The 12,657-nt window shown below is 63.9% G+C and carries 2 protein-coding genes; both read left to right on the top strand.

Annotation, left to right across the window (positions count from 1 at the left end):
- Window positions 1-10: 10 nt before the first annotated feature.
- On the top strand, window positions 11-12,196 hold the full coding sequence (locus tag VGN46_RS13945; protein ID WP_331644320.1) for a hemagglutinin repeat-containing protein: 12,186 nt from the start codon (window positions 11-13) through the stop codon (window positions 12,194-12,196).
- Window positions 12,196-12,657, top strand: coding sequence for a DUF6911 family protein (locus tag VGN46_RS13940; protein ID WP_331644319.1), 462 nt, complete (start codon window positions 12,196-12,198; stop codon window positions 12,655-12,657). Before VGN46_RS13945 ends, VGN46_RS13940 begins: the two co-directional genes overlap by 1 nt.

Raw genomic sequence — 12,657 nt, 5'->3', positions numbered from 1 at the left:
GGAAAGAGTCATGATGACGATCAAGGAAATGATGGCGCGCCCGCGTGGCGCGACGGCGATGGCTGCGATGCGGGCCCTCGTGCTCGCGGTCGCCTTCGCGACGGTAGGCATCCCGGTGGTGTCGTGGGCGCAGCAGGTGCCCGATGCCGCGGCAGGGGCGAATCGGCCGAAGATGGATTCGGCGGCGAACGGTGTGCCGGTCGTGGATATCGTCGCGCCGAATGCGCGCGGCGTATCGCACAACAAGTACCAGCGCTTCGACGTCGACCAGCGCGGCGTGATCCTCAATAACAGCGCCTCGATCGTGAAGACGCAGCTCGGCGGATACATCGCCGGCAACGATAACCTCAAGGGTGGCGAGGCCTCGCTGATCCTCAATGAGGTGACCTCGGCACTGCCCAGCAGCCTGCGTGGCTATATCGAAGTCGGCGGCAAGGCTGCGCCGGTGGTGATCGCCAACCCCTACGGCATCACCTGCGACGGCTGCGGCGTGATCAACAGCCAGCGCTTTACCCTGACCACCGGCACGCCCGTGTTCGGCGGCAGCGGCAGCCTCGATGCCTTCCATGTTGCCGGCGGCAGCATCGCGATCGGCAGCGGTGGCCTTGACGGTTCGGTGGTCGATCGCACCGACCTGATCGCCCGCGCGGTACAGGTAAACGGCCAGATCTGGGCCAAGGAACTCAACGTTGTCGCGGGCGCCAACGACGCCAACTACGCGGATGCCGGCGTACGTGCGAATGCGGCGGACGCGGCGCGTCCGGGCGTGGCGATCGACGTCGCTGCGCTGGGTGGCATGTATGCAGAGAAGATCCGTCTGGTGGGCACCGAGGCGGGTGTGGGTGTGGTCAGCAGTGGCGCCATCGCCGCACAGGCCGGTGATCTGGAACTGACCAGTGCGGGCGAAGTGCGCCTGGGTGGCACGACGGTGGCGCTGAACAACGCGACGCTCCGTGCCGCCGGACCGGTCACGATCGATGGCACGTTCGGTACCCAGGCTGGCAACGTGTACCTTGCTGCGCTCGGCCCATTCGCCGTGCGCGGCCGTGTGATTGCAGCGGGCTCGCTGGCTTTGGATGCTGCGTCGGGTGTCGATAACGCGGGTATCGCAGTATCGGGCGGGCGCTTCGACATACGCACAGGCGGTTTTACGAACCGCGCGGGTGGCGTCGTGTCGTCGGGCGGCGAGCTGGTGCTTAGCGCCACGGGCGACCTCATCAATGATGGCATCCTGGTCGGCGGGAACGGCCTTGGCGTGACGGCGCGCGGCATCGCGAGCCGCGGTGAGCTCGGCACCCAGCAGGGCAATGCCTCGCTGGCCAGTAGTGCGGACATGACGCTGGCAGGCACGACGGTCGCCGCTGGCACGCTCAGTCTTCGCACGCCGGGTACGGTGACCCAGCAGGGCCAGCTGACAGCGGGCGGCGTCGACGCCAACGTCGGTGCGCTCGGCAACCAGGGTGATTTCTACGCACGCGGCGATGGGCAGGTGCAGGTCGCCGGTGACGTGAGCAACAACGGCTCCCTCTATGCCGATGGCCGCCTCGCGCTTAGCGCGAACGGCGCGGTGAGCAATACGGGCACGCTGCACGCGGGCACCGACCTCGCGCTTAAGGCGGGCACGCTCGACAACCGCAAGCAGATCGACGCGGCGCGCGACGTTTCCCTTAGCGCGCAGTCGATCCAGCTGGCGGGCAATGTGCAGGGTGGCCGCGACGTGGCGCTTGTTACTGGCGGTACGCTCGATAACGCCGCCACGGTCGTCGCGGGTCGTGACATGGCGGTGACTGCCGGATCGGTCGCGAACGCGGGCGCTTTGTCGGCGAACCATAACCTCACGCTTTCCGTTGCTGGGGACCTTGCGGGGGCAGGTCAGCTCTACGCCGGCCAGGCACTCACGGCAGATGCAGGGACGCTGGCCGTCGGAACCGGCGGTTCGGTCAGTGCAGGCGATGCGGTGACGTTGCGCGTTCGCGATGGCATGCAGAACGCGGGCAACGTCGTCGGGACCAACACACTCCGCATCACCGCGGCATCGATCGATTCCACGGGCTCACTGGGTAGCACCCAGGGTGCGGCCACGCTGACGACGACCGGCGGTGACATCCACCTCGGCGGTCTCGCCTCGGCGGCCGGCAGTTTCCAGGTTCGCTCCGCGCGCGATCTGTTGATCGACGGCAAGCTCACTGGTGCGACGCTGGATGTCGCCTCGGCCAGCGCCATGACGCTGGCGGGTTCCTTCTATGCCGCCAGCAACGCCGTGTTCGATGCGGGGCAGGCGATGGCGCTGGGTGGTGACGCCTATGCCGACGGCGCGCTGACCCTGCATGCGGCGACGACGCTCGCACAGTCGGGCACGACCCATGCGGGTGGCGATCTGTCGCTGCAGGCGGCCAGCATCACGACGCAGGGTACGCTGGACGCCACACGGGATCTCGCACTGCATGCGGATAGTCTCTCGTTCGCGGGTCGGGCGCAGGCCGGCCACGACCTTACGCTGAACGCGGCGCAGGACATTGCCAATGCCGGGCTGCTCTACGCCGGCAACGTGTTGAACCTCGATGCATCGAGCTTCGCCCAGGCCGCGACGGGCCAGCTCAATGGCGGGCAGGGCCTGTCACTTACGGTGGCTGGCGCTGTCGATAGCGATGGCGCCATCATCGGTGGCAATGGGCTCACCGTGCGAGCGGGCAGCCTTCGTAGTGGCGGCCAGCTAGGCACTGCGGGCGGCGATCTTTCGCTGACCACGACGCAGAGTGCCCTGAGCCTGGCTGGTACGACGGTGTCGGCCGGCCGGATCGATGCCACCTCAGCAGGCGACCTGACGCAGGCGGGTTCGCTGAGTGCAGCCGCGGCCGCGCTTGGCTCATCGGGCGACCTTACGCTGGGTGGTGATACGTCGGTCGACGGTGCACTAAGCCTCGAGGCGGGCCGTGACTTGCGCAACACCGGTAGCGTCTATGCCGCGGGTACCCTTGACGCCCATGCATCCCGCGATATCGACAACCGCGGCAGTATCGGTGCCGAGCAGGCGCTGACAGCGCGCGCGGAGGGCACCCTCACCCAGGATGCGAGCGGGAAGCTGCAGTCGAACGCAGCGCTTACTGTTGCCGCCGGCCGCATCGACAGCGCCGGCCTGCTGGCGAGCGCGCACGATGTGTCCTTGACCTCGCAGGGTGACACCGTTCTCTCCGGCACGACCCAGGCGGGCGGCACGCTGGGTGTCGACACCGTGGGTGCACTGACGAATGCCGGCAAGCTGCTTGCATCGTCCGACCTGACCTTGCATGCGGCGACCATCGGCAACACCGGCGACATCTCGACCGACGGGGCGCTCGGGCTGCATGCTGCCGACACGCTGGACAATCAGGGCAACATCTACACCGGAAAGGCGCTGACGCTCGGCGGCGCGACCTTCGCCCAGGGTGCAGCCGCGACGCTGTCCAGTGGTGACGATCTCACGATCGACGTTTCGGGCGCCCTGACCAATGCGGGCAAGCTGATCGCTGCAAAGACCCTGGACCTGAAGGGCGGTAGCCTCAGCAACACGGGTACGCTAGGCACGCAGCAGGGCAATGTGCATCTGCTCACCCGCCAGGGTGACCTGGTGCTTGGCGGGACCGTTGTCTCTGCTTCTGACCTCGATGCGACCGCCGCAGGCGCACTGCGCCAGAGTGGCCAGCTCAACGCCACCGGCCTGACCTTGCGTGCCGAGGGTGACCTGACGACCCAGGGCGATGTCGCCGCGAAGACGGCTTCGCTTTCCAGCGCCGCTACCCTCAGCCAGGGTGGCACCCTCAGCGCAGACACCATCACCCTCGACGGCAAGGCGATCAGCAACGCCGGCCGCACCTTGTCGTCCGGCAACCTCACCGCGCGCGGTGAAACGATCGACGTCGCGGGTACGCTCGCCGCAGGCGTCAAGGATGACGGTACGCTGGATACGGCCGGCGACCTGCATGTGCTCGCGGATACCGCGCTGACTGCGCATGGCAGCCTGCTTGCCGGGCGCACGCTCGATGTGCAGGGCAATGCCCTGGATCTCTCGTATGGCACGCAGCGTGCCGGCGGTGATGCCGGGCTCATCGCCCGCGCGGGTAACATCGATCATACGGGCGGCGATCTCGCCATCGGTGGCGCGCTGACCGCGCAAGCCAGCGGCACGCTGGTCAATCGTGGCCTGGATGGGCATGACGCCCGCCTGCAGGCGAACGCCTTGCTGCTCTCGGCGGCGGCGATCGACAACAGTCGCGGCAAGCTGCTGCAGACAGGCACCTCCGCGCTGGCGATCCGTACGGCGGGGACGATCGATAACACGGGCGGCACGATCGCCAGCAACGGCAGTGACCTCACCTTGCATGGTGGCCGCGTGGTGAATGCCAGCGGCAATGTGCAGCTCGCAGGCACCGGCCTGCTGGATGTAGGCGCCGACCAGGACGTCGACAACCGCCAGGGCACGATCATCAGCAATGGGGCCACCCGCGTGGTGGCCACCACGGCGCTCGCCAACGATGGCGGCCTCATCAATGCTCAGGGCGCGACGACGATCACGGCGGCATCGCTGGGTAACACCGCGAACGGCGCGATCTCCGGCAAGACGCTCAGCCTCACTGTCACCAACGGCGTGAACAACGCGGGTGGCCTGTTGCAGGCAACCGGCGGCAACATCGGCATCAGCGCCGCCAGCCTGACGAACAGTGGCGGAACGATCCAGTCGGTGCCGGGTGCGGCGACGTTGGGTGTCAGTGGCGTGCTCGATAACGGCAGCGGGGTCATCGCGGCCGGTGGTCTGACGACCCTCAACGCGGCTCGCCTCATCAACGCGGGCACCATCTCCGGTGGGCAGCTCAGCGTGCAGGCCACCGACACCGTCGCCAACACGGGGGCCTTGCAGAGCTTGGGTGCCCTTGATCTACGCGCGACCAACGGCCTCAATAACAACGGTGGCCGCATCGAAGCCAACGGCGCGACCACGCTGAACTCGGCATCGATCTCCAACGTCGGCGGCCGCATCGCGAACGCCAGCGCCGCGCTTACCCAGGTGACCTCCGGCGGTGGCATCGACAACCGCGGTGGCACGCTGGGCGGGCAGGGCGATGTCAGCCTGTCGGGTACATCGATTTCCAATGCGCAGGGTGGCACCCTGGTCGCCGCGAACAACCTGACTCTCGGCACGGGCCTGCTCGATAACACCAGCGGCACGGTGTATGCGGGCAACACGTTCAACTTCGTCAACGGCAGCGCCACCGCCGTGAACGCGGGCGGCAAGATCACCGCCGGCCATCAGCTCAATCTCACCCTTGCGACACTCAATAACGCGGGCGGCACCGTACAGGCCGGTATCGACGGCGTCGGTGGCGTGGGCAACGTATCGCTCGATGTGCGGAACATCACCGGCCAGGGCAGCATCATCGCCAACAACACGCTTGGCATGCATCTGGTAGGCGATTACATCCAGGCCGCGGGTTCCAGCATCAAGGCGAACGGTGGTTTCAACCTGGCCGTGGATGGCCAGTTCACCAATAACGGCAGCATCCAGGCGGTGAACGGGCTGACGATCAGCGCCGCGAATATCACCAACAACGCAGGTGCGCTGCTGAACTCGGCGAACACGCAGCTCAACACCGGTGGCACGATCACCAACGCCGGCGACATCGAAGGCAACACGGTCGGCCTGCATGCGGGCGTGGTGAACAACACCGGCAGCATCATGGGCGGCAACGTCACGATCCAGGCCGGCACCGTGATCAACGGTGCGGACTTTGGCCAGGGGACCGGTAACGCGGCCTACCAGAGCGGCACGATCGCCGCGACTAACAGCGTCGATATCTACACCAACTACCTGCTCAACCGCGACGCACAGATCTTCAGCCTCGGCAGCATCAACGTGGCGGGTGCGGGGCGCAACGGGCAAGGCCTGTTCGATACGCGCGCAGGCCAGATCGACAATATCTCCGGTTCGATCCAGGCGCAGGGCAACATCCTTCTCGCAGCGAACCAGATCAACAACGTGCGCCGCGTGCTGAATACGACGAGCCACACGCTCACCGCCGATGAATCCGCCGCGTCACAGCCGCTGCCGCGCTCGGATTACAAGTACGCGATCAACAAGGTTCAGGAGTACGAGACCTGGACCGAGTACCACACCATCGACGAGACGGTGGTGAACGCCGCGAGCGCCCAGTCGCAGATCGTGGCGGGCGGTAGTATCTCGCTGTATGGCTCGGTGACGAACAACACCTCGACGATCGCCGCTGGCGGCTTCCTCGCGGTGAACCAGCAAGGTGCGGGCGGCGGTACCGGGATGATCGCCGGCAACGAGAACGTCGCCAACCAGTCGCTGGCGGCTGGCCGCACGATCCAGACCGTGGCCGTGACACACCACATTGGTTGTGGCACGGATCAGAGCCTGTGCAACAACGCGGGCGGCGATGAAGAGTCGTACTCCCGCCGGCCGAACACCGATCCGTCGACGTACATCCACGATAACTACACCGCCCTTGGCGCGGTGATGTCCGGCGCGCAAGGTGTCTCCATTGGCGGTGTCAACGTTTCCAATGGCGGCGTGACCGCGGATGGCCGTTCGGTCGGCAATTCACGCCTGGATCCGAACGCGCAGGCCATCGGCTTGGCCTCGGTGAACAAGGGCAACGCACAGGGTGCGGGCGGACTGCCGGTCGGCGCGCAGGTGGACCCGGCCACCGGCCATGCGCCGCAGGTGCTTGGTGGCGCAGGGCAGCCGCTGGCGGGTGTGACCCTGCCGACCGGCGGCATCTATAGCGTCCGTGGTGGCGACAGCGTGGCCGTGGATGGCCCCACTGCGGGCGGGCAGATCGTCGCCGCGTCGGCGGGTGAGCGCAGCACCGTCGGTACGGTGGATGCTGGCGCGCTTTCCGCATCGGCGACGGGCGCCTCGGCGCGCTACGTCGGCCTGATGGGCAACGCCTTCCTCGCCGCTTTGCTCGGCCATGCGCCGAGCCGCAACTACCTGATCGAAACCAACTCGCGCTTCACCGACTTCAGCCAGTTCATCAGCAGTGATTATCTGCTCGACAAGCTCGGTATCGATCCGGCGCGGACGATGATGCGCCTTGGCGATGGCTTCTATGAGCAGCAGCTGGTGACCAACCAGGTGACCCAGCTCACGGGCCGTGCGTACCTTTCCGACTACAGCAGCGGCCTGGAGGAATACCCGTCGCTGATGAACAACGCCACGCATGTCGCCCAGGCCATGAACCTGAGCGTCGGCGTGGCGCTCACCGCCGACCAGGTCAGCGCGCTCACCCAGGATATGGTCTGGATGGTGCAGCAGACCGTGGATGGTCATGAGGTGCTGGTGCCGGTGGTGTACCTGGCCAGCGGCAACCTGGGGCTGACCACGCAGGGTGCGGTGATCGCGGGTAGCGATGTGAGCATCAACGCCACGGGCACGCTGTCGAACGACGGAACGATCCGGGGTGAGAACAGCACGTTGCTCACGGCGAAGGACTTGCTTAACAGCGGGCGCATCTCGAGTGATGGCCTGACCGCGATCAGTACGTCCGGGAATATCACCAACCTCAATGGGCGCATCGACGGCGCGGGCGTCAGCCTGGTCGCTGGCGGCGATATTCGTTCGGAGAATGTGGGCGGTCTGGTCGGCCGCGGCATGGATGGGGCGAGCATCACAGCGACCCAGGGCCTGCAGATCAGCGCGGGCAACAATCTCTCGCTGGATCACACCGTCGTCAATGCAGGCGGCGATGCGCTTCTCTCCGCTGGGCATGACCTGACACTGGCCGGGCAGGGGGTCTCCGCGGGCGGGAGCCTGGCGTTGGCGGCGGGCAACAACCTGTCGCTGGAATCCAGCCTCACCACGACGCATCCGTACGCGTGGAGCAGCACGCTCACCGGCACCCAGGCCTCGGGCATCACGCTCAGCGCGGGTAAGGATCTCTCGCTGGTCGCCGGTAACGACCTGAGTCTGTCGGCATCCACCCTGAAGGCCGGCGGCAATGCAGCGCTGCAGGCAGGCAATGACCTCACGGTCGGTGCCGTGCAGAGCGGTACGCGTTGGAAAACCGAAACCACGGGCAGCTCGATCGACGCGGGCGGTTCGCTGGTGCTTCAGGCCGGCCATGATCTCGGTGTGCAGGCGGGGACGCTCAAGGCGGGCGGCGATGTGGCCCTGCTGGCGGGTAACGACCTCGCGTTGACTGCGACGACGAATGGCAGCGCAACCAAGGTCACCCACGACGTCACCTCGGTCGATGCGGGCGGCAACCTCGCCATCGTCGCGGGTCACGACGCCACGCTTGAAGGTACACAGCTCAAGGCGGGCGGCGCTGCGGCGTTGCAGGCGGGCAACGACCTCAACCTGACCACGGTGACCGACAGCCAGACCACGACGGCGAGCTGGAAGGAAGGTAAGAAGCACATCACCCAGACCACCACCGACGAAACGGTGCGTGGGGTGACACTCGATGCGGGCACGGGCGTCCAGATCGTGGCAGGCCACGACGCGACGCTCGATGCCGCGACCATCGGCACCAAGACCGGTGACCTCACCCTGGCGGCGGGCCACGACCTGACCCTCACCACCGAGGACGAGAACCACACGGTCGTCACCGATACCAAGAAAAAGAAGAGCGGCCTGCTCAGCAGCAAGACCACCACCACGCATGACGAGGTGTCGTCGACCTACGGGATCGGCACGTCGCTGAGCGGCGACAACGTGCACCTGATCGCGGGCAACGATCTGACGGCCACGGCCGCCACGGTCAAGGCGGATGGCGGCATCGCCCTCAGCGCCGGCCACGACGTGAATCTGCTGGCCGGCGAAGATGTCTACGACGAAAGTCACAGCCGGACGGTGAAGCGCTCGGGCATGACCCGCGGCACGCTGCCAGCAGACTGGAACTACCAGACGCAGGCCAAGGCCAACGCCGATACCAGCGAAGACCGGGTGGCCGTGGGTACGACGTTGAGCGGTGACTCGGTCACGGTCAGCGCCAACCACGACATCAACACCCAGGCGGCACAGATCGCGGGTACCCACGACGTGACCCTGGCGGCGGGTCACGACCTGAACATCGGGACGGCGCTAAGCACGCACGCCGAAGGCCATGAACAGAAGGTCTCCACTTCGGGCTTCATCCAGGACGGTCTGCACGTCACGATCGGCAATCAGAAGACCAAGGGCACGCTGGACGTCACCCAGATCGATTCAACCGGCAGCCTGATCGGCAGCACGGATGGTCGCGTCACGCTGGCGGCCGGGCAGGATGTGCATATCACCGGGTCGGATGTGCTTAGCCACACCGGCACGTCGATTGTGGGGCAGAACGTCACGATTGATGCCGGGCTGGGGACGGTGGATTCGCGGCAGACGCAGTCTGCGCATTCTGGGGGTATCAACGTCGGCCTCACGGGGGGCGTGGTGGACACGGCGCAGGGTATCTACGCATCCGCGCATCGTGCCGGCCAGGTCGATGATGACCGGTTGAAGGCGCTGTATGCGATGAAGACCACTTATGGCGTGATGGACGCACTTGGCGTGGGTCCATCCGCACCTAAAGATGGCGACAGTGGAAACTCGAATGGAATCAGCGTGCGAGTGGGCCTCGGTGCCAGCACGGTTAACAGCCACACGAACACGCACGATGACACGACCACCGGGAGCGCCATCCGGAGCGACGGAAGCGTCACTATTGCTGCAATGAACGGCAATCTAAACGTCATTGGAAGCCAGATAGATGGTAAGAATGTCTCTCTTGCCGCCACTGGCGACCTGAATTTGTTGAGCCAACTTGAGGCGCACACGCAAAAGAGCAATAGCGCCAATGCGAGCGGTGAGTTCGGGATCAGTGTTGGTAGCCAAACTGGTATCTACGTTACCGCGAGCATTGGCAAGGGGATTACCCATGGCAACGGCACCACGAACGCGAACACATCGGTCAACGCGTCAGACACATTAAGCCTTGTCTCCGGCAACGACACCAATATCCGCGGCGCCCAGGCAAAGGGCGAGTCGGTGGTGGCGGCGATCGGGGGCGATCTCAATATTGCGAGCCAACAGGTGACTAACGATTACGCGAGCCAGTACTGGCAGGTCGGTGGTACCTATGTTTATGGGTACGGAAGCCAGGTCAACATCGCCGCAGGAAAAACGACAAGCAACTATAAGAGCGTCGACGAGATCAGCGGTATTGGGGCAGGCAGCGGTGGATACAATATCTACGTTAGCGGCAACACTGATCTTAAGGGTGGCGTTATCGCCAGCGCGGCTGACGCTGCGAAGAATGCTCTAAGCACTGGCTCGCTCAGCTTCAGTGATGTCGAGAATAAGGCCGACTACCACTCAGTAAGCGGCTCGGCCTCGGTGGGAAGCGGCGGTAGTTTTTCCGGAAGTATGAGTGTTCCGCAATCGAAGGATGCCAGCAGTACTACGCGCGCGGGAATTGCCGATGGCATGTTAGATGTGCGCAACCAGCCGAGCATTGATCTCAGCGGCCTAGACCGCAACCCTGACCTCGATGCAGGTGGCCTTAGGCCGATCTTCGATGCAAAGAAAGTTGCGGAGCGCGAGGAACTAGGTCAAGTCGCTGGGCAGGTCGGTTTTCGTGTCGCGGGTGATATCGGCGAAGTCTTTGATCTTAAGGAAGGCAGCCCCGAGAAAGTTGCGCTGCACGGTGCTGTCGCGGCCGCGATGGCGAGCTTGGGCGGTGGTGACGTGGGACAGGCGGTAGCAGGTGCGACGGCAAACCAGCTGGCGATCAATGCGTTGTCTCAGTCACTTCAGGATGCTGGCTACCTACCGGGAACCCCCGAATTCGCTTCGTTAATGAAGCTCGGGAGTTCCGCCATAGGTCTGGCAGCTGGCGGTTCAACGGGTGCGGTTGTCGCCGAGTCGGCCACGCAGAACAACTGGCTACTTCACAGTGAAGTTGAATGGGCGGACAAGAAGAGAGCTGAATGCGGCAGCGATCAGGCGTGTAAAGATCAGATCACTGCGGCCATGGAAAAGCTAAGTCTCGAGCGAGACTATGAGCGCGAGCAATTCTCGAATAGCTATTTTGCAAACGTGGCTCAGAAGTACGGCGTCTTGACTGAAGGCGACAAGGATGCTGCAGCGAAAGCGTACTACTCGTACTACGGCATTTCTCCGGGTGCACGCATTGATGCTGAATACGAGCCTTCCAATGATTTGATGTACCAGTTTCGCCAGGTTGTAGCGGGCTTCGATGATGCTCGAAAAGCGGTAGATCTTAAGCTAGATCACTATGGCGACTATCCGAACGAAATACCTGGTGCGGTGGTAGGCGCTGTATATGGCGGCATAAAGAAAGCAGCGAGTAATGCGGCAGACTATCTGTCAAGCGATGTGCCGGCGTGGACGTTGGCACAGCAGACCCACGATCAGTATGGAGTGCCGACGGCCTACAACAGTGGGGTCATGGCGTACACGACAGCATTGACGGCCGCTCTGGCCGCACCCGCCATGGCATCAGGCGGTGGTGCAGGTGCGTTGTACCAGACCCCCTCGTGGATTTCAGAATGGTCGTCGTCCACTTGGTCAGGGGGCGGGGCTGCTACTTTGGGCTATTACCCCATTGCTTCTGCTGGGGGAGATGTCCCGCTACTGCTCACCGGGGGAACAAATGGTGGGCAGATCGCAGGTGCGCTTTCTCAGATCGCAACCTCCATGGGAACGGCGGATTCCATGGCAGGTTGGCGGCTGAGCCTCGCGCTCGCGGCGCAGCAGTCGGTGGACCCCCTGATTGGAACCACGTTACCGGGTGCATTGGCACCTGTTAAGGTTACGGCCGAGGGTAGCGTAGGAGGGAAGACATTCTCCGATGTTAATCAGACGGCACGCCCCTTAGCTGATCAGTCGAACACGCCGACGTTAATTGCCGACTTGATCGGCGAAGATGCACCGAATGGTACTTACGCGGACGCTCATGCCGAGATCGGGACAATTCAGCAGGCTTACGACGCTGGATTGACGAAGGGCCAGGACATGACAATCGTTGTTCGGGGCCAGGACCCTTGTGGCTACTGTGCAAAGAACCTTAAAGCGATGGCTGACCGTGCGGGTCTGAACGTCTTAACGGTGGTAGACGGAACCACTGGTAAGGTGATGCAGTGGTCCAGAGGTTCAAGCGACTGGGTTACTATTAAGGAAGAGCAGTTGCCTAAGGCCAAGCGACTATGATGAACGAGATTATCTTGATGAGCGCTGTCGACCGCGAAGTGGCGGGGCAGATGGGGATCTATGTTAAATCCCCGGTGTGGTCGCATGTTGAAGACCGTCTTCGGCGTGCGTTTACATTTGGCGGCGGCGTGCAACTAGAAATTGGCTATCCCGAAACGGACAGTAGGATTAGGCTGGGATTGTCCATGACCATGAATGCCCACCCGGGCAACTGTCGGATCGTGTACTCACCAGTGGAGGAGCTCGGTGAGAAGAGCAGGATTCACGAGTGGTGGCAGTCAAACGATCTGCCGTTCTCGGGAACCATGGTGTTCAACGATCATCCCTTCGACAACAGGACCGTGTGCTACTCGTTTGACACTGTCAGGACTATCTTCGAGGATTTCTTCGATAAGCACGATCTATCAGAACCGAGTATGGTGCAGTTTCGCTCCGTGTGGGATAAGAAGCCACGATCGTGA

It is taken from the genome of Luteibacter sp., assembly GCF_036500425.1.
Classification (GTDB): Bacteria; Pseudomonadota; Gammaproteobacteria; order Xanthomonadales; family Rhodanobacteraceae; genus Luteibacter.
The sequence above is the reverse complement of the archived record's forward strand: the minus strand, read 5'-3'. Positions and strand labels throughout refer to the sequence as shown.

Excerpts from the sequence above, each read along its gene's own strand:
- VGN46_RS13945 (WP_331644320.1), top strand. The coding sequence starts at position 11 with ATGATGACGATCAAGGAAATGATGGCGCGCCCGCGTGGCGCGACGGCG.
- VGN46_RS13940 (WP_331644319.1), top strand. The coding sequence starts at position 12,196 with ATGAACGAGATTATCTTGATGAGCGCTGTCGACCGCGAAGTGGCGGGG.